The following is a 23,329-nucleotide window of genomic DNA, read 5'->3' as shown; positions in this document are numbered from 1 at the left end:
CTCATGAAAAACATTACGGTTATCGGTTCGGGTACAATGGGCAATGGAATAGCTCATACTTTTGCGCAAAATGGCTTTAAAGTATCGCTTGTAGACATCAACGATGCTGCTCTGCAAAAAGCGCTGCAAACCATAGCCGGCAACCTGGACAGGCAGATTAAAAAAGGTACAATTGACGAAGCCGCGAAAGCTGCTACGCTACAGAACATCAAAACCTACACTGACGCTATTGAAGGTGCTGCCGATGCAGACCTGGTTGTTGAAGCTGCTACCGAAAACCGTGATATAAAGCTCAGACTGTTCAAACAACTGAGCGAAGTTTGCAAACCGGGCGCTATCCTGGCATCTAACACATCGTCTATATCCATAACAGAAATAGCATCGGTAACCAAAAACCCCGCTAATGTTATAGGTATGCACTTTATGAACCCCGTGCCGGTAATGAAGCTGGTTGAGATTATACGCGGCTATGCTACTACGGATGAGGTGACCAAAACAATAATGGATCTTTCCGTAACGCTCGGCAAGGAGCCTGTTGAAGTAAACGATTATCCGGGTTTTGTCGCCAACCGGATATTGATGCCCATGATTAATGAAGCTATTTACACCATTTTTGAAGGTGTAGCTGGCGTACACGAGATTGATACAGTGATGAAGCTAGGCATGGCCCACCCCATGGGACCGCTGCAATTGGCCGACTTTATAGGCTTGGATGTTTGTTTGGCTATTTTAAAGGTACTACATAATGGTTTTGGCAGCCCTAAATACGCCCCATGCCCTTTGCTGGTGAATATGGTAACCGCCGGGCATCTTGGTGTAAAAAGTAGTACTGGTTTTTATAAATACACTGCCGGCAGCAAAGAACTTATTGTCGCCGATAAGTTTAGATAGCCGGCCCTCACATAAAATTAGCGGACTGAGAACCAACGTGTAAGCGTCAAGTTTAACATTTTATTAACCGGAACGCATCATTTTCCTATATTTGCGGCGGGTAAGTCTTTTACGGCCAGCTCCTCTTGAACTCCCCCAGGGTGGGAACGCAGCAAGGGTAGAGAGTTGAGCGGCGCGATAAAAGTAGCTTACCCATTTTTTTTTGCCTAAAATTTCGGTAGGATAAATGACGGTACAACGTCAAAATACTACAACACTAATACAATAGGAGATTTACCTGTTATCTTAGCCGCATGCTTGATATACTCATCATTGGTGGCGGCCCTATTGGCCTTGCATGCGGATTAGCAGCGCAAAAAGCAGGTTTAAGCTTTGTAATATTAGAGAAAGGATGCCTGGTAAATTCCCTTTACAATTATCCTGCAACCATGACGTTCTTTTCGACGAGCGACAGGCTAGAAATTGGCGGCGTTCCCTTCATCAGTATTAACAAGCAGCCCAACCGCAACGAAGCGCTGGAGTACTATCGCCGTGTAGCTCTGGATAACAAATTACCAATTAAACTTTTCGAGGAAGTGACAGGAGTTGAACGCAATGGTGATAACTTTGTAATTACATCATGCAAGCAAACTTACCATTCAAGGAAAGTTATATTAAGTACCGGATTTTACGACATTGCAGTAAATCTTGATATTCCTGGAGAGGATTTACCTAAAGTAAAACACTACTACAAAGACCCTCACTTTTATGCTATGCAAAACGTGGTTGTGGTGGGTAGCAGTAACTCTGCCATAGATGTTGCGTTAGAAACATACCGCAAAGGCGCAAAGGTCACTTTGGTAGTTCGCGGAGATGAGGTCAGTAACCGGGTAAAATACTGGGTAAGGCCAGATATCATCAACCGAATAAAGGAGGGCAGTATTAAAGCTTACTTCAACAGCAATTTAGCCGCAGTACGCGAAACTGAGGTGGATATTAATACTCCTGATGGAAGGATAACTATTCCGAATGATTTTGTTATGGCCATGACCGGTTACAAGCCTAATTTTGAATTCCTCGCAAAGCTTGGCATACACCTGACTAAAGACAAGTTTGTTCCTGAATACAATCCCGAAACAATGGAGACCAATTTGCCCGGTATGTATCTTGCAGGTGTAGTATGCGGCGGATTGGACACTCACCTTTGGTTTATTGAGAATTCAAGAATTCACGCGGAGATGATCATAGAAGATATCACCGCTAAGTTTCAGAACCACCAAAGCTAAAGGTTTGGATAAAACGCCATGGCCCGTTTAAGTATTCCCAAAGGTTAAATCCGGTGGCTGTTATACTAAATGGCTCAAATTGCCCTTTAAGTTCCTCCAATAGTAGTTTTGCTGTGCTAGCAGCAACTTTGTTCTGTATAGTTATATGTGGCCAAAGCTTTTGTTTATCCTGTGGAATCAGAAATTTGCTCCACTCCTTTTGTAACAGTTTATGCAAGTGTTGTAATAAACTGCTCTCAATTTTGTAGGCAACTCCATTACCTATACTCGCTACGGCGCCTACTTCAGCTTTAAATGATTTTTGTTCCGCTGCGATCCTGCTTAAGCAATCTATAATCGCGATATTATCTGGTGGAAGCTGATGAAAAAGAGTAAGATGTGCTGCAAGATAATTGCGTTCGGGCGGAAAATATCTGCTACGCAATTGATCAAAGAAGTTTTGTGAAGCTTCGTCTATCTGTAGTGTTAATATAAGTGGCGCAACATGGCTCATTAAGGCAATTTAACCTCAACATCATATTAAAGTTTTTTCTTGCATAAATAAATTATTATGCAATACTTTGCAAAAAATTAAAAAGGCGTTGCCTTTGTTAAAAATGAATACAGAAAGCTTATATACACGCGTTGCGCGGGCCAACATTGCCCCTGTAGCCACTGCTTTGGTTTCATTTACCCTTCTGTATACACCTTGCCGACGACGGGTATTCATCCCGAGGGTTTGAATTGAGCTTTAGCGCTTAATACAACCACGAAGTTTCTTTTTAAACTTCTCTAACCATTGTCCATCTAATTATTCGAAGTTTAATCTGAGAATAGTTTAAAGGTAATTTTCTACAATAATGACCATACAAGATTTTGATATACAGGTAGCTACAGCACAGCATGCCGATTTCGCCCCTCATATTTGCGAGGAAATGGCCGAATCTGCCAAAGCACGCGGCACTGGTATTGCACAACGCTCTCCTGAATACGTTGCTAATAAAATGCTGGAGGGTAAAGCCGTTATAGCATTGCATAAAGACGGCACCTGGGCCGGATTCTGTTATATTGAAACCTGGAGCCATGGGGACTTTGTGGCAAACTCCGGCCTTATTGTAAATCCGCTTTACAGAAAAGCTGGTTTAGCCAAAGCCATTAAGCACAAAATTTTTGAACTTTCTCGTAAGAAGTACCCTGAAGCAAAGATATTCGGACTCACTACCGGATTAGCGGTAATGAAGATAAACTCTGAGTTAGGTTATGAGCCGGTAACTTATTCGGAACTTACCCAGGACGAAGATTTTTGGAAAGGCTGCAGAAGCTGCGTAAACTACGACATCCTGATGAGCAAAGGGCGCAAGAACTGCATGTGTACTGCCATGCTGTTTGATCCGGCAGAGGTTCAGAAACAATACGAGGAGAAGATGAAAAAGATCACCAAAAAGGCGACCTTGCTTGAGCGTATAGAAAACGCTATAAAAAAGCGTTTGGAGCACTTTGAGCAGAAAGCTGAAAGACTAAAGCACAAAGCATTTCAAGGAGCTTAAAAAGCTTTGATGCGATGAGAGACTACAGGAAGTTAGAGGTATGGAAGAAAGCGCATGTGATGGTTTTGCATGTCTACAAAAACATTCTGCCACTTCTTCCAAAGGCAGAGCAGTTTGACTTGAAAAGTCAAGCAAAAAGAGCAGCGTATTCGGTACCGATGAATATCGTAGAAGGCAGCGGACGTTTTACAGAAAAGGATTTCGTTCACTTTCTTGACATTGCACTTGGTTCGGCACACGAACTGGAGTATCGTTGTTTACTTTGCAAAGATCTTGGCTACATAGGTGAAGACCTTTATAATGATACTAACAAAATAATTAACGAAGTAAAAGCCATGCTGATTGGCTTAATAAAAAAGCTAAGAGTATAGGACTTTGATCTTTTCGCTCTTTGCTTTTAGCTTTATAAAAAGATGAAGAAAAAAGTAGTTTTGGCTTACAGCGGCGGTTTAGATACCTCATTCTGCTGTATTTATTTAACCCGCGATCTTGGTTACGAAGTTCACTCGGTAATTGTTAATACCGGCGGCTTCAGTGAAGAAGAATTAAAGGGTGTTGAAGAACGTGCTTACCAGATGGGCGTTACGTCACACCATGTGGTAGACGAAACTGAAAACTTTTACAATACCTGCGTACGTTATCTTATTTATGGCAACGTATTAAAAAATAACACCTACCCCCTATCTGTTAGCGCGGAACGCGTAAGTCAGGCAACGGCAATTGCCAACTATGCCAAGGAGATCGGTGCTGAATTTGTAGCTCACGGTAGTACAGGTGCTGGTAATGATCAGGTTCGTTTTGACATGATCTTCAATATCCTGGTGCCTGAAGTACAGATCATCACTCCTATTCGTGACCTGAAGCTTAGCCGTGAGGAGGAAATAGAATACCTGAAAAAACACGGCGTAGAGATGAACTTTGAAAAAGCCAAATACTCAATCAACAAAGGTATTTGGGGTACATCTGTAGGTGGTAAAGAAACACTTACTTCTAACCTGGGCTTGCCGGAAGAAGCCTGGCCAACGCAGGTTACACAATCAGAAGTAAAAGATATTGAACTAACCTTTGAACAGGGCGAATTGGTTGCTATAGATGGTACAACTTACGATCACCCTACCAAAGCTATACAAGCTTTACAAGCAATTGCTCAGCCATATGGCATTGGCAGGGATATACATGTTGGCGATACTATTATTGGTATAAAAGGCCGTGTGGGTTTTGAAGCTGCTGCGCCGATGGTAATCATTAAAGCGCACCATACGCTGGAAAAACATGTACTTACCAAGTGGCAGCTATCATGGAAGGATCAGTTATCATCTTTTTACGGCAACTGGTTGCACGAAGGCCAGTTTCATGATCCTATCATGCGCAACATAGAGGCGTTCCTTACAGATACGCAGAAGCAGGTAAGCGGTAAAGTATTTGTTCAGCTGCACCCTTACCGGTTCCAGGTGGTGGGTATCGAGTCTGATCACGACCTCATGTCTAACAAGTTCGGCAGCTATGGCGAAATGAACAATGCATGGAGTGGCGAAGACGTAAAAGGCTTTAGCAAGATTTTTGGTAACCAAGTTATGATTTACCATAAGGTGAATGCCTCCCACACTGAGGGAACTAACTAACACTGTTATGAACGACCAATTAAACGATAGCAAAGATATCGGCGCTACTCCTTCTTCTACCATTTCTTACGAAGGTCAGGACATTGCTCCACTCTCAAAAAAATCCAGTGTTCACTACAAGTGGGGCGAGAATTGCGATGGGTGGACCTTTGTTGAAAACGACAACATGTCTGTAAAGCAGGAGCGCATGCCTCCAGGCACTTCAGAAACCATGCACTATCATGAGAAGGCGACGCAGTTCTTTTTTATGCTTAAGGGGACCGCAATTTTTACACTTGATGGTACTGTGAAAGTTTTAACTGAGCATGAAGGTATAGAAGTGAAGCCTGGTCAAAAGCACCGCATCACCAACCATAGCGAAGCAGATATCGAGTTTACGTTGTATTCACATCCATCAACAAAAAATGACAGAATTAATGTCGAAAGTTAGAGCAGGCATAGTTGGAGGCGCGGGTTACACCGGCGGCGAAATGTTGCGCATCCTTATTAACCATCCCAATGTAGATATCGTATTTGTGCACAGCAATAGTAACGCTGGTAAACACGTATGCGAAGTCCATACAGATCTTTTTGGAGATACAGATCTGCAGTTTGCATCCGAACTGGCTTATAACATTGATGTGCTTTTCCTTTGCGTTGGCCATGGTGATGCTAAGAAGTTTTTAGAGCTTAACGAAATGCCCGGCAACATCAGGATAATTGACCTGAGCCAGGATTTCAGGTTAAGTCAGAACGCTAACTTTAAAGATAAGAACTTTGTTTACGGCTTGCCGGAGTTGAACCGTGAGGATATCCGCAGTGCTGAAAATATTGCTAACCCAGGCTGCTTTGCCACTTGCCTGCAACTTGGTTTGCTGCCACTAGCCGATAAAGGATTATTAACTCACGAAGTGCACGTTACGGCAACTACCGGCTCCACAGGTGCGGGGCAAAGCTTATCGCCCACTTCACACTTTACCTGGCGCAATGATAACTTATCTGTTTACAAAGCGTTTAACCACCAGCATCTAAACGAGATAGGGCAATCTTTAAACCAGCTGCAAAGCGGTTTTAGCGAAGCAATCAACTTCATTCCTTACCGTGGCGACTTTACAAGAGGTATAATTGCGTCTATTTACACGGAGAGTGATCTTGCAGAAGCAGAGGCCTTACAGTTATATAAAGATTACTATGCCGGTCACCCGTTCACTCACGTAACCAGCAGGGATATAGACCTGAAACAGATAGTCAACACCAACAAATGCTTTATTCAGGTTAAAAAGCATGGCAATAAGATATTCATCATAAGTATTATGGACAACTTACTTAAAGGTGCGTCCGGACAAGCCGTACAGAACATGAACCTCATGTTTGGTCTTGACGAACGCGCAGGATTACGACTCAAGGCGACGGCTTTCTAAGAAGTCGTTCGCCACCACCGGTCAACAATCAATTAAGTTTAATGTACTCCTGATCTTTAAAAAAATGAATTTATTCGACGTATACCCAATCAACCCAATCAATATTGTTAAAGGCGACGGCAGCCTTGTTTATGATGACAATGGCACCGAATACCTTGATCTTTACGGCGGTCACGCTGTAATATCTATCGGCCACACCAATCCGCATTATGTAAAACGGCTGGAAGACCAGTTGCATAAAATTGGTTTTTACTCCAACTCAATTGAAATCCCTTTACAAACCCAATTAGCGGAAAAGCTGGGCCATGTGTCGGGTAAGGAAGATTACCAATTGTTCCTTTGCAACTCCGGCGCAGAAGCCAATGAAAACGCGCTTAAGCTTGCTTCTTTTTACAACGGTAAAAAGAAAGTAATAGCTTTTCGCAAAGCTTTTCACGGCCGTACATCGCTTGCTGTAGCAGTTACCGATAACCCGAAAATTGTCGCACCTGTAAATGAAACAGACAACGTTATCTTCCTGCCCTGGAATGATGAAGCGGCGCTTGAAGAAGCATTCCGGAACAACGAGGTATCTTCCGTTATTATTGAAGGTATCCAAGGTGTTGGTGGCATCCAGGTAGCTCCCATCCCATTCCTGCAAAAAATCCGTTCATTGTGTGATGAGCATAACGCTGTGTTTATAGCAGATTCGGTACAATGCGGATATGGTCGTACCGGTAAATTCTTCTCACATGATTTTGCGGATATTAATGCAGACATCTACTCAATGGCAAAAGGCATGGGTAACGGCTTCCCTATTGGCGGGATTATTATATCGCCCAAAATAAAGCCTGCATATGGCATGCTGGGTACTACGTTCGGCGGAAATCATCTAGCTTGTGCTGCGGGATTAGCTGTGCTGGAGGTGATAGAGCAAGATAGTTTAATGCAAAATGCAGCCGATGTTGGTGGCTACCTTATTGAAGAACTAAAGAAGTTTAATAAAGTAAAAGAAATACGCGGGCGGGGTCTGATGATAGGTATAGAATTGCCGGAAGAGTTGGCCAACGTAAAAAAAGATCTGCTGTTTAAGCACAATATTTTTACAGGCGAGGCTAAGCCAAACGTGGTAAGGCTTTTACCAGCGCTTAACCTGACTAAAGCATACGCTGACAGGTTTTTGGACGCTTTCAGCAAAACATTAAGTAACTCCTAAATAAGCATAGCTTCTTGTTGACAGAAGCACTTTATCACGCACATGAAACTATTTTCTTCTGTAAACGACGTTCAGGACGTGCCGGCACTGGTAGCTGAGGCATTACGGCTAAAACAAGACCCTTTTGCATACAAGCAACTCGGCCTTAATAAAACCATATCGCTGGTATTTTTGAACCCAAGCCTGCGCACACGCATGAGCACGCAAAAAGCTGCCATGAACCTGGGTATGAACGTTATTGTATTAAACATTGATAAAGAAGGCTGGGCGCTGGAATTAAGAGATGGCGTGGTAATGAATGGCACTACTGTAGAACATATACGTGAAGCAGCAGCAGTTATGGGCGAGTACTCCGACATTATTGGCGTGCGCTCGTTTCCGGGCCTCAAAGACCGCGATGAAGATTATAGCGAAGCTATTTTCAATAAGTTTGTGGAGTTTTGTAAAGTACCTGTGGTAAGTCTGGAATCTGCAACCCGTCATCCGCTGCAAAGCCTTGCCGACCTGGTGACCATTGAAGAGTTAAAAACGACCAGCCGGCCTAAGGTGGTGCTTACCTGGGCGCCTCATATAAAGCCGCTGCCACAGGCTGTGCCGAATTCTTTCGCCGAGTGGATGTGCAGAGCCGACGTAGATTTCGTCATCGCTCACCCGGCTGGATACGAGCTTTCACAAGAATTTACAAGTGGCGCTACCATTACGCATGACCAAAATGAGGCACTAAAAGATGCTGACTTTATTTACGTAAAGAACTGGTCTGCATATGAGCCTTATGGTAACGTGCTGCCCGGAAATGAAGACTGGATGCTGACCAACGACAAGCTTGGTATAGCTCCTAACGCGAAAGTAATGCATTGCCTCCCGGTAAGGCGTGATCTGGAATTATCATCAGAGATATTGGATGGCCCAAGGTCTGTTGTAATACACGAGGCAGGAAACCGTGTGTGGGCGGCACAGGCGGTGCTTAAAAAGATACTTGAGAGTAATTAATTATATACTCGCTCTCTGCTTCGGAGAAGTGTCTTCGGCCATTAGCCAAATAGAAAAGCCCTGACGTATGTCAGGGCTTTTCTTCGTTTTGATGTATATTATTATTGTTATTATTGACCCTGCGCCAAAGTGTACCCTATTTTACCACCAAACTTCATCAGGAACTCCACCGAGCAAACTTTTAGGCTTTCTGATAGATCTGCCGCAATGTGCAGTATCTCTTTTTGGGTGATCTCAATGCCTTCCTTCTTTTCAAAACGGATACGATATTCGTTTACAAGTTCAGTAAAGATGGAACCTGTAGGCCAAACCTGCGTACCACGGTTAGATATCATGATAAGTTCAAAGTTGCCTGTTAGTTTGGTTTGAGCTATAGCGGCCAACTCAGATGGCTGCAGGTTAGACTCAACAAACACGTCAACTCCAATCATTTCCTCTTTAACGTTGCCGTTGGTAACAGTAAGCTTATTTTTTGCGGGATGATCCTGATTGGCTTTGTTCGGTACATCTGGCTGGGCGATGACACCATCTTTGGATGGCATTTTGCCTAAATTGCTAATGATCGCATCAGCAAAGGTGTCTGTGTTAGAAGCGGGAACAGATTTGTCACCGAAGTCGCCTGTATGAATACCTTGCTCGAGTGTGTAAAGTAAAGCATTCTCAATCTTAGCTGCCGTAGATGTAAATCCTAAGTAGCGCAGCATCAAAATACCCGAAAGCAGAAGTGCTGTAGGGTTCGCAATTCCTCTGCCAGCAATATCTGGTGCAGTACCGTGAACTGCTTCGAAAATTGAAATGTTATCGCCGATGTTAGCCGACGGAGCGAAACCCAAACCGCCCACTAATCCGGCACAAAGGTCAGATACAATATCGCCTTGCAGATTGGTAAGTACAATAGCCTGGAACATCTCTGGACGGGAAACCAACTTCATGCAAAGATCGTCGACAATAATGTCGCTCGACTGAATGTCTGGGTACTCCTTAGCTATTTCATAAAATGTTTCAAGAAAAAGTCCGTCAGTAAGTTTCATGATATTAGCCTTGTGACCGCAGGCAAGCTTACTATAGCCTTTACGGCGCGCCATCTCAAAAGCGTACCTGATTACCTGTGCCGATCCGGGACGGGTAATAATACGACGTCCTACAGCAACATCATTGGTCAGCAAATGCTCAATACCACCATAAGTATCCTCAATATTTTCGCGAACAATGGTCAGGTTTATAGGAATGCCCGCTTTAGAGAACACGGTATCTACTCCATTTAAAGAGCGGAAGTCACGTTGGTTGGCATAAGTGTTCCATACCTTGCGGGCAGTAACGTTGATACTTTTAACACCCTTACCTTTGGGTGTTTCCATTGGGCCTTTGAACAAAATACCCAAACGCTCGATGGTTTCCTTTGCTTCGGCGGTCATCCCTGTAGAATGGCCGGCGTCGAAATAAGATTTACCCATTTCCACGTACTCGTAACCTAACTGCACTTCAGCTGCGTCGAAAATCCGCAACACGGCCGCCATTATTTCCGGGCCAATACCATCACCCTTTGCTACTGCTATATTAAACTTCATGTAATTAAATAAGATGTAAAAAACGAGGCAAAGGTACGTTTTTACGGCTTCATTTCTACCGTTTAACAGCCTTTACCGTTGTGTGTAAACTAAACAGCGCTTTGTAAATGTTGTTTGTGAACGTGTTGTTAATAGTATGTAAGTGTTTGAAAGAAAACCCTAAATTTGTCAGCTACATGAAAGCATTCTACGGCGATCTCAGATTAGGCATTTTAGGCGGGGGCCAGTTGGGCCGCATGCTTATTCAACAAGCTATAAATTACAACGTTACCATTAAAGTTTTAGATCCCGATCGCGAGGCTCCCTGCCGCCGGCTCTGCAATGAGTTTGTAGTGGGCTCATTAAGTGATTACGAGACCGTATACAATTTTGGCAAAAAGGTAGACCTGCTTACCATTGAAATTGAAAAGGTTAACGTAGACGCGCTGGAACAGCTGGAGAAAGAAGGCGTAATGGTTTACCCGCAAAGCCGTATTATCCGGTTAATACAGGATAAAGGATTGCAGAAACAATTCTTTAAAGAAAATGATATCCCAACCGCTGAATTTCAGATCATATCATCGGCTCAGCAATTAAGGGAGAGCCACATTCCATTTCCATACATCCAAAAACTTCGTCGTGACGGTTACGACGGCAAAGGTGTGTTTAAGGTTGTGGACGAAAGCTACCTTGAAAATGCATTCACCGAACCAAGCCTGATAGAACGTTGGGTTGATTTCGAAAAGGAAATTGCTGTTATAGTGGCCAGAAACGAGGCAGGCGATGTTAAAACTTTTCCGTTAGTGGAGATGGAGTTTAACCCTGAAGCCAATTTGGTGGAGTTCCTGATCTCACCATCTAACCTGCCGTTTGAGATACAGCAAGAGGCGGAGCAAATAGCTAAGAAAATTGCTGAAACGCTGAACATTGTAGGCTTGCTTGCTGTAGAAATGTTCCTGGACAAAAGCGGTAAGATACTGGTTAACGAACTCGCTCCACGTCCGCACAATAGCGGACACCAGAGTATTGAGGGCAACGTTGTTTCACAATTTGAGCAGCATCTGCGTGCTATATTCAACCAGCCGCTGGGAGATACCAATTGCCTGAGCAACGCTATAATGATAAACATCTTAGGTGAAGCCGGCTATGAAGGACCTGCCATTTACCAGGGTATAGAAAAGGTACTTAAATGCGCCGGTGTTTACGTTCATTTGTATGGGAAAGCTTTAACTAAGCCCTTCCGTAAGATGGGGCACGTAACAATAATTGATAGCAACCGTGAGAAAGCCATCGAGACAGCACGATATGTACAACAAACACTTAAAGTGATTGCATAACACTATGAACACTCCTCAACCTAAAATAGCCATTATAATGGGCAGCAAGTCCGACCTGCATATTATGCAAGATGCTGCTGACGTACTAAAAGAACTTGGTGTAGATTACGAGATCACCGTGGTGTCGGCGCACCGCACGCCTGATCGCATGTTCAGCTTTGCGCGTGCAGCTGCTGACAGGGGCATTAAAGTGATTATAGCAGGCGCTGGTGGCGCCGCGCACTTGCCGGGCATGGTTGCATCGCTTACACATTTACCCGTAATTGGCGTGCCTGTAAAATCCAGCAACTCTATTGACGGCTGGGACTCTATCCTCTCCATACTACAAATGCCTAACGGAATCCCTGTAGCTACGGTCGCGTTAAATGCTGCAAAAAACGCAGGCATTTTAGCAGCACAAATACTTTCTACCGGAGATGAAACCATAACCGGAAACCTCATTAAGTATAAGCAGGAACTTGCCCGTAAAGTAGAAGAATCGGCAAAGGAAATGGAAGGTTAGTTAGCTTAGGTGTCCCGCTTTGAGAGTGGGACACGTGGGACAGCTAAAACAGTTAAGTGTCTGTATAAAAGCTATTTACCTGATTAAAGCGGGACGCCCCGGGACAGTACAAAAGGTTTAGGTCATTTGATTTAATGACCTAAATGACAATAATTTATATCATTTTCGCATAGTGTCAAATGCGAACCTTGGGACAGCTAAAATACTCCAGAGCGTGACACCTAATATTTTATCAACTGGCAATAATTTGCCTGCTAAGTTGCCGGATGTCTTACCCAGACTAACATAATTTTAAACTTAAAAAAGAAGAGCGCTTACAAGTATATGCAAGCGCTCTTCATTATGTCTATCGGAAGGAGATTAAGCTGTAACCACGTGCTCTTTTGCAGCAAGGTAACGCTCGGCATCAATGGCTGCCATACAACCTGTACCCGCTGCAGTAACCGCCTGGCGGTAGATGTGGTCTTGTGCATCGCCGCAGCAAAACACGCCTTCTACATTGGTTACAGTTGATCCGGGATGTGTAATAATGTATCCGGTCTCGTCCATCTTTAACCAGCCTCTGAATATATCGGTATTAGGTTTGTGTCCGATAGCAACAAAAAAGCCGGTAACATCAAGCGTACGGGTTTCGTTAGATTGGTTATTGATAACTTCAACGCCGGTAACACTTTGCCCGTCGCCAAGTATTTCTTTCGTTTCAGTATTGTAAAGCACTTCAATATTCGGGGTGTTCAACACGCGATGAACCATTGCCCTTGAAGCCCGGAAGTCATCACGACGAACAATCATGTAAACCTTACGGCACATTTTGGCAAGATAAGTAGCTTCTTCAGCTGCGGTATCTCCCGCCCCTACAATGGCTACATCCTGGCCTTTAAAAAAGAATCCGTCGCAAACAGCGCAGGCAGAAACGCCAAAACCGCTATATTTTTGCTCAGACTCTAAACCCAGCCATTTAGCAGATGCACCTGTAGAAATGATGACGGTATCAGCCAGAATGGTTTTGCTTTCATCAACCACTACTTTGTGCGGAAGGGAAGCAAAATCAACAGAGCTAACGTAACCAAAACGAATATCCGTACCTAAACGCTCCGCCTGTTTACGAAAATCTTCCATCATTTCTGGCCCCATAATACCGGCCGGATACCCCGGAAAGTTTTCCACCTCGGTAGTTTGGGTAAGCTGACCGCCGGCCAGCATACCGGTATACATTACCGGTTTAAGGTCTGCGCGTGAAGCATATATTGCGGCTGTGTACCCAGCAGGCCCAGAGCCTATAATTAAACATTTTACGTGTTCGGTATCTTGTGACATCAGTATCAAAAATATTGAATACAAAGGTAATAAAAAGATGCACGGGCATGGTCAAACGGCAGTAAAACTTATCAACCAAGGCATATTTACACACAACTCCAGGGCTATTTTCCCTTATTCGCTTTCAGTACCCGTATAAAGTTTTCGCCCATGATCTTTCGGAGGTCTTTTTCGCTGTAGCCCAGCTTTAGCAGTTCGGCAGTTACCTTAGGGTAATCAGTTACGCTGTCCAAGCCTAGCGGGTATGATTCTGCGCCGTCAAAGTCAGAGCCAATACCCACATGGTCTACCCCCATCAGCTTAACCATGTAATCAATATGTTTGATCAACATACTTAATGGCGGTCGCAGCTGGTCGGCTTCCTTTTTGTTGATGACATTGAGGCGTATGCTGGCAAGGTCATAGTCATTGTATACTTTAATCAACGAATCCAGTTCCGGTTTATGCCTGGCCAGGTAAGCCTCGTGTTTGGCATCATACGTACTATCTATAAAGCCGCTGTAAAAGTTTACAAATACCACTCCCCCGTTTTTGGCAATGGCTTTTAGCTGGTAATCTTTAAGATTGCGACGGTGCTGACACAGCGCGTAAGCACAACTGTGCGATGCAATAACCGGCTTTGTAGTTATGGCCATTACATCTTTAAAAGTTTGCTCGCCGGGATGCGACAGGTCAATCATGATGCCCATATCGTTCAGCTTGTGTACTACCTGCCTGCCAAAGTCGGTAAGGCCTGTTTGCTTCAGCCGTTCTTTATGCAATACTTCGTCTCGAGCAGAGCTTGCCCAATTGGTACTATTGTTCCATGTAAGGGTGAGGTAACACATGCCTCTTTTTGCGAGACTGTCTATATAGTCGAGCCGGTCTTCTATCATGTGGCCGCCCTCTACACCCAACATAGCGGCCATTTTATCCTGTTTTACAGCTTTCTTCAGATCTTTGGCTGTGCGTACCAGCACTGTTCTGTCCGGGTTACGGTTGATAAGCGCCAGTACTGAATCTATCTCCCGGTTGGCAAAGGCGTATGCAGTGCCATTACTGTATTGATCGCCGCACCAAATAGAAAATACCTGCACATCCAGTCCTGCCTGCTTTGCCCTAACCAGGTCAAAGTTGCCAGTAGTTTGAAGCTTGCCAAGGTCGTTCTTTGTAATAAGTTCGTTGGAAATTGCGTCGTTATGGGTATCTACGAGGATTGCATTCTGATGAATTTTATTGACGTCCTGAGCCTTCAGCTGCGACGCTGAAAACATGAAAAGTATAAAGAACAATTTTTTCATTCGGGAAGGTAGGAAATTTGTTTTAGCGCGGCAAGGTTTAAACTCATGCCATTTATTGCCTGCTAAATTTATCCTCCGTTAGGAAAGGATGATGTTTTTGTAAAATCTGTGGATGGTACTTTCTTTGACCGCCAAAGAAAGTACCGCAAAGAAAGCTCGCGGCTGCACAACCGGCTTCCGAGCAAGTGCGTTAGCAATGCTTGTGCTGACCGCCGGTTCTGAGGCCGCATTTAGGTTATCGTCCCGTTCTTCAGTATTAAAGCTGTAGTCATTTGATAAAGCGACTTCGATTAAAACAAGGTCGAGAAGGCTTTTTGAACAAGAGAAGGCCTTTACTTCAACAAATAGTAAATATAAGCCCCGATGAACAAAGCAACACCACCTGCCATAAAGAACAGCCATAAATATCTTGTTGTTTTGTTATCTATAACAAAGCTTGAAGCATCATCAGGATCATAAATAACCTCTACTTTTTGCCCTTCTGAATACTTGTCTGCTGAACTTACCGCAACGTCGTACTGTTCGGTCAGTATCTTCTTATCCGCAGTAACATACCTTATCAATGGTATCGGCAAACTATCAGCATCTGCACGAGGCGCAAAACCGGCTACTGTACCAACTACCCTTATGCCTGAGCGCAGCAATTTTTTACGTTTAAGATAAACAATGCAGCCCACGGCAAAGAGCAACCCGCCTAGGGCTGCAGTAAATAACTCATCGTTCATTGCTTAGGTTTGTATAATGCCCACATTAAACTGTTTCTCAATTGGCGAATGATTGGCCGCTTCTATCCCCATGGATATCACTTTTCGTGTTTCCAGCGGATCTATGATGCCATCTACCCAAAGCCTGGCCGCAGCATAATAAGGCGTAGTTTGGGCATTATATCGGTCGGTCGTTTGTTTTAACAGTTCGGCCTCTTTAACACTGTCAACCTCTTCGCCTTTCGCCTTTAAACCGGCGGCCTGCATTTGCACCAGCACCTTGGCCGCTTGTGCACCACCCATTACCGCTATTTTAGCTGATGGCCATGCGTAAATAAGCCTTGGATCGTACGCTTTGCCACACATGGCGTAATTACCTGCCCCGTACGAGTTACCTATAACAATGGTAAACTTAGGCACTACCGAGTTAGACACCACGTTCACCATTTTAGCGCCGTCTTTAATAATTCCGCCGTGTTCGCTACGGCTGCCTACCATAAAGCCGGTGACGTCCTGCAGGAAAACTAAAGGAATCTTCTTTTGGTTACAGTTCATGATAAAACGTGTGGCCTTATCTGCCGAGTCGGAATAGATAACCCCGCCAAACTGCATTTCTCCTTTTTTGCTTTTAACCACTTTGCGTTGGTTAGCTACAATACCAACTGCCCATCCGTCCACACGGCCCAATCCGCAAATGATGGTTTGACCGTAACCTTCTTTGTATTCTTCGAAGTTAGAATCGTCCAGCAGTCGAAAAATGATCTCCTTCATATCGTAAGCCTTCTCCCGGTTATCCGGCAGTATGCCGTAAATGTCTCTTTCGTTTAGTTTTGGTGCGGATGGCTTTATACGGTCGAACCCGGCCTTGCTATAATCACCCACCTTGTTCATAATGTTGCGGATGGAGTCAAGACAAGCCTTATCGTTGGGGTGCTTGTAATCCGTTACGCCTGATATTTCGCATTGGGTAGTTGCACCGCCCAAGGTTTCATTATCTACATCCTCTCCTATGGCCGACTTTACAAGGTAAGATCCTGCCAGGAAAACCGACCCTGTACCGTCTACAATCATCGCTTCATCACTCATGATAGGCAGATACGCACCACCAGCTACACAAGAACCCATAATGGCGGCTATCTGGATAATGCCCATGCTGCTCATCAGCGCGTTGTTGCGGAATATACGGCCAAAGTGTTCCTTATCCGGAAATATCTCGTCCTGCAGCGGAAGGTATACGCCGGCAGAATCCACCAGGTAGATAATAGGCAAGCGATTTTCCATGGCAATCTCCTGTGCACGCAAATTCTTTTTTGCCGTTATCGGGAACCACGCACCGGCCTTAACGGTGGCATCATTAGCCACCACAACACACTGCCTGCCGCTTACATAAGCAATACCGCATACCACACCGCCACTTGGGCAACCGCCGTGCTCGGCATACATACCTTCAGCAACAAAGGCGCCTACTTCCAGCCAGGGCTTGTCGTCATCAATCAGGTAAGCTATGCGCTCCCGGGCCAGCAGTTTTCCTTTTTCCTTTTGCTTGGCAGCAGCTTTTTCGCCGCCGCCGGCGTATATCTTCTTCAGTCGTGTAGTAACTTCAAAGGCGAGTTGCTTGTTAACATCCTCGTTTTTATTAAATTCCAGATCCATAATTGTTTATAATAGGTGCTGTAAGTTTAGGAAAATTTGCCCATTAAACCTGCCCATGCAATTAATGTTTAATTTAGCGCACTGCCGGATTAATACCCGCGTTTATTGCTATACATTATGATAAAGCAGATACTTACAATTACAGTTTTTCTTACATCTGTTCGGTCCGCTGCGTACGCGCAGATCATTTTTGATGTTAAGGGAAAAACAATGGAGTATGTAAAAACGTTTGAGAAAGCAGCCAAAAGCACGCCTGTGTTTTTGGAGAACACCTACTTAAACGCGCCGGGAGTTGGGCAGCCCGTAGTATACCTCCGCGAAGAAAAGCTACTTCCGAATGTACTGGTATATTATTTTCCAAACACGAGAGACTCCACCATCAACTATATTTTGTACGAACTGGACGAAAGCAATTTTGGGAAAGACCAGCAAGCTATAAAACGCCCTGTAGAGGACCTATTGCCGTTTATAGACCGCTACAAGAAGTTTCTCACGCAAGCACAAGCAATATTTGGCCCGGGAGAAAGCAGCGGCTCATTAGATGACACGTCGGCCATTGAAAGCGGCAGATTTAAGCGAACAGATAAATTCTCGAAAGATGGTGTTGAGGTGGAGATGTACATTGTGCTCTCCAATAAACAAGAGACCAACGGGATTGTAAGCATTACGCCAACACACCGGCTAAGAGTATATGTAAGAAATAAACGGGCAGGTAGAAGTTTGCAGTAAGCAATTGACAGTTGTTTTCTATTGCGCAAACACACCCAAAATCAGGTTAGGTCACGATCGTGGAACCATACTTCGTCGGGTTTGATCTCGATCTCGTCCATCAGGTTCACCAACTCTATAGCATCAGCCGACGCAAGTACCAATTTACGGTTTGCCGGTTTAAGGTAGCGCTGTTCTACCATTACATCCATTTGCATCAGCAAGTGATCGTAAAAGCCGCCAACGTTGAGTATACCCACCGGATGATTATGCAAGCCAAGCTGCAGCCAGGTAAGCACTTCAAAAAACTCTTCCAGGGTACCAAATCCGCCCGGCAGCATAATGATTGCATCACATAGATCATTCATTAGCTGCTTGCGCTGATGCATATTTTCAACAACATGCAGTTCGGTAATTCCGGTGTGACCAACTTCTTTATCAAGTAAGAATTGTGGAATAACGCCTACCACCTTGCCGCCGCGCTTCAGCACCGCATCAGCCAGTAAGCCCATCACACCAACCTTCCCGCCGCCATAAACCAGTTGAATGCCGCGGTTCACCATTACTTCTGCAAGTTGCTCAACAGCATTAGCCAATGCAGCATCACCATTAAAATTTGCTCCGCAGAAAACGCAAATGCTTTTCATAGTTGTAAGTAAGGTAAATCGAAAAGTCCGGAAGTCCGAAGGATGTGTTCTCTATCCTCCGGACTCCTGGACTCCACGACTTTCGGACTTTTTTATCCTCTGCTCGTATAATTAGGTGCTTCTTTAGTGATAGTAATATCGTGTGGATGGCTTTCGCGCATGCCGGCTGCTGTTATCCGTACAAACTTGGCTTTCTGAAGATCTTCGATGGTTGCAGCGCCGCAGTAGTGCATACCTGCACGCAGGCCGCCTATGTACTGGAAGATAACCTCGGCCATGTTGCCTTTAAATGGCACGCGGCCAACAATACCTTCAGGAACTAATTTAGTAACTACGTCAGTCTCGTCCTGGAAGTAGCGGTCCTTAGAACCTTTAGCCATTGCCTCTACCGAGCCCATACCACGGTAAGATTTAAACTTACGGCCTTCGTAAATGATGGTCTCGCCAGGTGACTCTTCAACACCGGCAAACAGGGAACCCGCCATAATAGAGCTTGCACCGGCAGCAATAGCCTTTACAATATCACCGGTTTGTTTGATACCACCATCAGCAATTACCGGTATACCGCGGCCTTCCATAGCCTTAGCGCACTCGTAAACAGCGTATAACTGTGGTACACCCACACCGGCAATAATACGTGTAGTACAAATAGAACCCGGACCTATACCTACTTTTACTGCGTCGGCACCTGCATCTGCAAGGGCGTTGGCAGCATCAGCAGTAGCAATGTTTCCGGCGATTACCTGCAATTCCGGAAACTCGGCCTTAACCGCTTTCACCATCTCGATAACTCCTTTGGAATGGCCGTGAGCTGTGTCTACGGTAACAACGTCAACACCGGCGGCAACTAGCGCCCTTACACGGTCTATGTTATCAGCAGCAACGCCTACAGCTGCGCCAACACGCAGGCGGCCAAATTCGTCTTTACAGGCGTTAGGAAAGTTCTTTACTTTTTGAATGTCTTTATAGGTGATAAGACCCACCAGTTTACCTTCATCATTCACTACCGGAAGTTTCTCGATCTTGTTATCCTGAAGGATAGAAGCAGCTTCGGTAAGTGTGGTGCCTTGTGGAGCGGTAATAAGATTGGTCTTGGTCATGATGTCACTCACCGGCAAACTCAGGTCCTTCTGAAAACGAAGATCGCGGTTGGTGATAATACCTTTTAGCTTGTGATCGACATCAATAACGGGGATTCCGCCGATGCCATACTCCCGCATAATATTCACGGCGTCAGACAGCAGTGCATCTTTATCAAGCGTCACCGGGTCCTGTATCATCCCGCTTTCAGAACGTTTAACCTTGCGTACCTCATCAGCCTGCGCCTGTATGGTCATGTTCTTGTGGAGTATACCAATACCACCAGCCTGGGCAATGGCAATAGCCAGTCCAGCCTCGGTAACGGTGTCCATAGCGGCAGAAATAATGGGGATGTTCAGCCTTATCTTTTTTGTCAGATAAGTGCCGGTATTAACTTCGCGTGGTAAAACTTCGGAGTAAGCCGGGAGGAGCAGAACGTCGTCATAAGTTAATCCTTCGGCGACAAATTTAGATGGGTCTAACTGCATAGCAAATAATTATTTGGAGTTATTATTTGCCGGGCAAAGATATGCTTTTAATTCGATTAAAAGAATTGCATTTTGATATTTGTTTAATGTGACACTAGGTTGATCTTAGATCAACCTAGTGTCACAGCGTACTGTTAATACTTCCCAACAATCACTTTGTAGAACTCATCAAAGTTCCAGTATTTCTGCGCCAGTTGCTGCAGTTCTTCAGCGGTGATGCTTTTCACCGTGTTTGTGTAACGCTCGTAATAGTCGTAATCCAAATTAGAGAAGTAGAGGTTCTTGAACTTGTCAGCATGCGAAAACACATTCTCCAGGCTGCCTAGAAGCGAACCCAGCATAAAGTTGCGCACAAGGGATAGTTCTTCTTCGGCTACTAACTCGTTTTTCAGCAAGTTTACTTCTTTTTCTATCTCTGATACGGCTGCCTTACATACATCCGCACCAACTTCTGAAGCGATAAAAAACGAGCCACCCTGCTTAAAGGACGACACACCCGAGCCAATACCATAGGTATAGCCCTTATCCTCACGAATGTTTGCCATTAAGCGCGAGCCAAAGTAGCCACCCAAAAGCGTGTTCAGCACTTGCATGCCAGGGAAGTCCGGATGGGTGCGGTTGATGAACGGCATGCCAATCCTAATTGCGGATTGCAGCGCACCTTCCTTTTGCGTATAATAGAACTTTTCTGCTGCGGGTTTAATCGCTTCCTGTACAGCATCGGCAGTTTTAGCGCCGTTCTCCCACCCTTTCTCAAAATGTTCAGCCAACAGGTCGATGTGCAGTTTTTCTATTTTGCCGGCAAGGATAATAGTACAATTGCCAGGCTGGTACATCTCTTTAAAGTGCGTCAGCAGGTCTTCCCGTACAATACTGCGATAATGTTCGGGCTCAGCGGTGAGGCCGTATATATTGTCTCCATTTACCGCACGATTAAAAATGCGACGTGCAACAAAATCGTTCTTCTGCAGGCTTACCGCAAGTTTTTGCTGCTGGTTGCGTACGTAGGTTGCCAATTCCTTTTCAGGGAAGACAGAATCAGTTATTACATCCCTGATTATCGGCAATATTTGCGGCAAATGCTTGGTTAATGAATACAGCGTAACCTGCGAAGTATCGTAGCTATAATCTACCTGCAAAAATGCGCCATAAAAATCCACTTTGTCTGCAATTTCTGCCGAAGTTAGTGTGTTTGTGCCCTCAGTTAGCATGGTGTTTACCGCTACATTAAGCAGCGGCTTAGCCGGATTAAACCGAAGATTATTGAATATCCATTCAATACGTACTAACTCCTGCCCGCCAGAATTAAATGAATATAAATTGCAGCCGTTGGCAAAGGCGGTATGTTCCGGACGAATGAGGTTTATGGCTTCCACCCCATTAAAAGCCGGTGGTATAGTTCTGTTCAGTGTCATGTGCTTGTTTTTGAGTTCTTAACAAAAGAACTGCTCAGCATTTTGTTAATTTTCGAGTTCTGAAAACTCCTGTTCCGATGGTACCACCTTTTCAGCAAGGTATATCAGTGTTGATGAGTTCTCTTTTCGGAATATCTCTATTGCCTGCTGTTGTATTTGTGCAGGCGTTACAGCCAGATATTTAGCTGTTTCCTGGTTCAGCTCTTCTGCATCACCCATTAGCTCATAATAAGCCAGGTTCATGGCCTTGTCAAGCAGGGACATTTCTGAAAACGCCATGGTCGACTCAGTCTTATTCTTCACCTTGGTAAGTTCGTCTGCAGGTACAGGTTCTGTTTTTAGCCGTTCTAGCTCGGCCCAAAGCTCCTCTTCGGCTTGCTCTATGCTGATGCCTTCTGTCGGTTTACCCTCAAGTAAAAACATTCCTTTATCTAAACTGCCGGTGATGTAGGCATGAACTTCGCTGAAAATTTGCTTGTCCTTTACCAAACTTTTATAAAGGCGGGATGAATTCCCCCTGGAAAGTATGTCAGATATTAATTCAACGGCATAATAGCCTGGATCTGCACGATTACTCATTTGAAACGCGATATATACATCGTCCAGCGGAACTTTGGCCGTTACTGTTTCACGCCGTTCTTCGTTCTGCGGCGCTTCCACAGGTAATTTGCGGTTGTACTTCTCTCCTGCCGGTATTGGTCCGAACCATTTTTCGGCAAGTTCCCTAACCTGCCCTGTCCTCACATCACCGCCAACAACCATTATAGCATTGCTGGGGTTGTAATGCTTTTGAAAGAAGGCTTTTACGTCTTCTATTTTAGCGTCCTCAATATGCTTTATGGTTTTGCCAATGGTTGCCCACTGGTAAGGGTGCTGTTTGTATACCATCGGCCGCAGCCTTAACCAAACGTCGCCGTATGGCTGATTTAAGTAGCGCTGTTTAAACTCCTCTATCACAACGTTGCGCTGTACCTCCAGGCTTTTTTCGCTGAAAGCAAGGCTTAACATCCGGTCGCTCTCGAGCCAAAAAGCGGTCTCGATATTTGCCGAAGGCAGCGTTATGTAGTAGTTAGTAATGTCGTTGCTGGTGAACGCGTTGTTTTCGCCGCCGACACGCTGAAGCGGACCATCATAGTTGGGGATGTTAACAGATCCGCCGAACATCAGGTGCTCAAACAAGTGCGCAAAACCGGTCTGATCCGGGTTTTCGTCACGTGCACCTACATCATAAAGTATATTTAATACGGCCATTGGCGTGGTGCTATCTTCATGTACCAGCACCCTGAGGCCATTTTCCAGTGTAAATCGGTTGAATTTAACCATGTAATAACAAGTGTTTAACCTGACAAATGTATAATTTTTGTGTATCCGTAAGAATCAATACACCTATTATGTTGTAAGGCTCATGTCAGTTTATTGTTTTACCTGGCGGTAATTACAAAGCAAAGTGTCCCGCTTTTAAAGCGGGACACCCCGGGACACCTAAAACAGTTAAGTTCTTGTTAAATAAGTACTTACTTAGAGTAAGCGGGACACCCCGGGACAGTACAAAAACTTCATATGAGTGGGTATAAATACCTGTGTATTAGTATAATAAACAGATTTAAGATGATTTACCATCTAAAGAATTTCGACACTTGGGACACCCTTAATCGGTCATCAATTTTCTTCAGATTTCGCACTTTTACTTACATCTTAGTTTTGGACTTTAGCCTTCGTCCTTAATTGAAGTTCAATGTTATAGTACGGTTAACCTAAACAC

At 44.6% G+C, this 23,329-nt stretch carries 23 protein-coding genes and 1 other RNA gene; 13 read left to right on the top strand and 11 right to left on the bottom strand.

The genetic code is table 11. The features are described from left to right. Nucleotides 1-3 precede the first annotated feature (3 nt). The 3 genes from DYU05_RS02865 to DYU05_RS02855 all read left to right on the top strand — a co-directional run bounded on the left by DYU05_RS02865 (nt 4) and on the right by DYU05_RS02855 (nt 2,156). A complete protein-coding gene (locus tag DYU05_RS02865) occupies nt 4-891 on the top strand; it encodes a 3-hydroxyacyl-CoA dehydrogenase family protein (protein ID WP_117381462.1) in 888 nt (295 codons plus the stop codon). A gap of 98 nt (nt 892-989) precedes the next feature. Then, nucleotides 990-1,088: signal recognition particle sRNA small type (gene ffs, locus DYU05_RS02860), an RNA gene on the top strand. A gap of 96 nt (nt 1,089-1,184) precedes the next feature. Further along, nucleotides 1,185-2,156, top strand: coding sequence for a YpdA family putative bacillithiol disulfide reductase (locus DYU05_RS02855; protein WP_117381461.1), 972 nt, complete (start codon nt 1,185-1,187; stop codon nt 2,154-2,156). On the opposite strand, the gene DYU05_RS02850 is transcribed toward DYU05_RS02855, so the two are convergent. Continuing rightward, complete coding sequence (locus DYU05_RS02850) at nt 2,131-2,649, bottom strand: 2'-5' RNA ligase family protein (protein WP_117381460.1); 519 nt, start codon at nt 2,647-2,649, stop codon at nt 2,131-2,133. The two genes, DYU05_RS02855 and DYU05_RS02850, sit on opposite strands and share 26 nt — an antisense overlap. A gap of 21 nt (nt 2,650-2,670) precedes the next feature. Beyond that, nucleotides 2,671-2,865 carry a hypothetical protein gene (locus DYU05_RS02845; RefSeq protein WP_117381459.1) on the bottom strand — a complete coding sequence of 65 codons (195 nt, stop codon included), beginning with the start codon at nt 2,863-2,865 and terminating at the stop codon, nt 2,671-2,673. Nucleotides 2,866-2,995: 130 nt separating this feature from the next. Here DYU05_RS02845 and DYU05_RS02840 point away from each other — a divergent pair, with 130 nt between their 5' ends. The 7 genes from DYU05_RS02840 (at nt 2,996) to DYU05_RS02810 (ending at nt 8,889) form a co-directional block, all read left to right on the top strand. Further along, nucleotides 2,996-3,682 carry a GNAT family N-acetyltransferase gene (locus tag DYU05_RS02840; protein WP_117381458.1) on the top strand — a complete coding sequence of 229 codons (687 nt, stop codon included), beginning with the start codon at nt 2,996-2,998 and terminating at the stop codon, nt 3,680-3,682. 14 nt (nt 3,683-3,696) lie between these two features. Then, entirely contained in the window at nt 3,697-4,053 is a 357-nt protein-coding gene (locus DYU05_RS02835; RefSeq protein ID WP_117381457.1) for a four helix bundle protein, read from the top strand. A 42-nt stretch (nt 4,054-4,095) separates the two neighbouring features. Further along, a complete protein-coding gene (argG, locus tag DYU05_RS02830; RefSeq protein WP_117381456.1) occupies nt 4,096-5,304 on the top strand; it encodes an argininosuccinate synthase in 1,209 nt (402 codons plus the stop codon). A gap of 7 nt (nt 5,305-5,311) precedes the next feature. Then, nucleotides 5,312-5,734 carry a cupin domain-containing protein gene (locus DYU05_RS02825; RefSeq protein ID WP_117382930.1) on the top strand — a complete coding sequence of 141 codons (423 nt, stop codon included), beginning with the start codon at nt 5,312-5,314 and terminating at the stop codon, nt 5,732-5,734. After that, nucleotides 5,721-6,704, top strand: coding sequence for an N-acetyl-gamma-glutamyl-phosphate reductase (gene argC / locus DYU05_RS02820; protein WP_117382929.1), 984 nt, complete (start codon nt 5,721-5,723; stop codon nt 6,702-6,704). The genes DYU05_RS02825 and argC overlap by 14 nt, the downstream gene beginning before the upstream one ends. Before the next feature lie 64 nt (nt 6,705-6,768). Next, entirely contained in the window at nt 6,769-7,899 is a 1,131-nt protein-coding gene (locus DYU05_RS02815) for an aspartate aminotransferase family protein (RefSeq protein WP_117381455.1), read from the top strand. Nucleotides 7,900-7,941: 42 nt separating this feature from the next. Beyond that, entirely contained in the window at nt 7,942-8,889 is a 948-nt protein-coding gene (locus DYU05_RS02810) for a Rossmann-fold NAD(P)-binding domain-containing protein (RefSeq protein ID WP_117381454.1), read from the top strand. A 110-nt stretch (nt 8,890-8,999) separates the two neighbouring features. Here DYU05_RS02810 and DYU05_RS02805 read toward each other — a convergent pair whose 3' ends face one another. Continuing rightward, nucleotides 9,000-10,457, bottom strand: coding sequence for an NADP-dependent isocitrate dehydrogenase (locus tag DYU05_RS02805; protein ID WP_117381453.1), 1,458 nt, complete (start codon nt 10,455-10,457; stop codon nt 9,000-9,002). A 176-nt stretch (nt 10,458-10,633) separates the two neighbouring features. Here DYU05_RS02805 and DYU05_RS02800 point away from each other — a divergent pair, with 176 nt between their 5' ends. Further along, a complete protein-coding gene (locus DYU05_RS02800; protein WP_117382928.1) occupies nt 10,634-11,773 on the top strand; it encodes a 5-(carboxyamino)imidazole ribonucleotide synthase in 1,140 nt (379 codons plus the stop codon). A 4-nt stretch (nt 11,774-11,777) separates the two neighbouring features. Beyond that, nucleotides 11,778-12,275: a 5-(carboxyamino)imidazole ribonucleotide mutase gene (purE, locus tag DYU05_RS02795; RefSeq protein ID WP_117381452.1), complete on the top strand. Its 498-nt coding sequence runs from the start codon at nt 11,778-11,780 to the stop codon at nt 12,273-12,275. A 360-nt stretch (nt 12,276-12,635) separates the two neighbouring features. Here the strand turns inward: purE and trxB are convergent, their stop codons facing one another. The 4 genes from trxB to DYU05_RS02775 form a co-directional block, all read right to left on the bottom strand. After that, a complete protein-coding gene (gene trxB, locus DYU05_RS02790; RefSeq protein ID WP_117381451.1) occupies nt 12,636-13,592 on the bottom strand; it encodes a thioredoxin-disulfide reductase in 957 nt (318 codons plus the stop codon). Nucleotides 13,593-13,696: 104 nt separating this feature from the next. After that, the gene (locus DYU05_RS02785; RefSeq protein ID WP_117381450.1) at nt 13,697-14,872 is read right to left on the bottom strand and encodes a dipeptidase; all 1,176 of its coding nucleotides are present in this window, start codon (nt 14,870-14,872) and stop codon (nt 13,697-13,699) included. A 332-nt stretch (nt 14,873-15,204) separates the two neighbouring features. Beyond that, nucleotides 15,205-15,597 (bottom strand): DUF3592 domain-containing protein, encoded by a 393-nt coding sequence (locus DYU05_RS02780; protein ID WP_117381449.1) that lies wholly within the window; start codon nt 15,595-15,597, stop codon nt 15,205-15,207. 3 nt (nt 15,598-15,600) lie between these two features. Continuing rightward, nucleotides 15,601-17,229 carry an acyl-CoA carboxylase subunit beta gene (locus DYU05_RS02775; RefSeq protein ID WP_117381448.1) on the bottom strand — a complete coding sequence of 543 codons (1,629 nt, stop codon included), beginning with the start codon at nt 17,227-17,229 and terminating at the stop codon, nt 15,601-15,603. 117 nt (nt 17,230-17,346) lie between these two features. Between DYU05_RS02775 and DYU05_RS02770 the strand changes: the two genes are divergently transcribed. Next, nucleotides 17,347-17,958: a hypothetical protein gene (locus DYU05_RS02770; RefSeq protein ID WP_117381447.1), complete on the top strand. Its 612-nt coding sequence runs from the start codon at nt 17,347-17,349 to the stop codon at nt 17,956-17,958. Between the two features lie 41 nt (nt 17,959-17,999). Here DYU05_RS02770 and DYU05_RS02765 read toward each other — a convergent pair whose 3' ends face one another. The 4 genes from DYU05_RS02765 to DYU05_RS02750 all read right to left on the bottom strand — a co-directional run bounded on the left by DYU05_RS02765 (nt 18,000) and on the right by DYU05_RS02750 (nt 22,890). Then, nucleotides 18,000-18,584 (bottom strand): LOG family protein, encoded by a 585-nt coding sequence (locus tag DYU05_RS02765; RefSeq protein WP_117381446.1) that lies wholly within the window; start codon nt 18,582-18,584, stop codon nt 18,000-18,002. Nucleotides 18,585-18,676: 92 nt separating this feature from the next. After that, nucleotides 18,677-20,152 (bottom strand): IMP dehydrogenase, encoded by a 1,476-nt coding sequence (gene guaB / locus DYU05_RS02760; RefSeq protein WP_117381445.1) that lies wholly within the window; start codon nt 20,150-20,152, stop codon nt 18,677-18,679. A gap of 134 nt (nt 20,153-20,286) precedes the next feature. Continuing rightward, entirely contained in the window at nt 20,287-21,567 is a 1,281-nt protein-coding gene (locus tag DYU05_RS02755; RefSeq protein WP_117381444.1) for a M16 family metallopeptidase, read from the bottom strand. A 45-nt stretch (nt 21,568-21,612) separates the two neighbouring features. Then, nucleotides 21,613-22,890, bottom strand: coding sequence for a M16 family metallopeptidase (locus tag DYU05_RS02750; RefSeq protein ID WP_117381443.1), 1,278 nt, complete (start codon nt 22,888-22,890; stop codon nt 21,613-21,615). Nucleotides 22,891-23,329: the final 439 nt, after the last annotated feature.

The organism is Mucilaginibacter terrenus (assembly GCF_003432065.1).
Taxonomy (GTDB): Bacteria; Bacteroidota; Bacteroidia; order Sphingobacteriales; family Sphingobacteriaceae; genus Mucilaginibacter; species Mucilaginibacter terrenus.
Note: the sequence above shows the minus strand (reverse complement) of the source record. Positions and strands in the feature narration are given on the sequence as shown.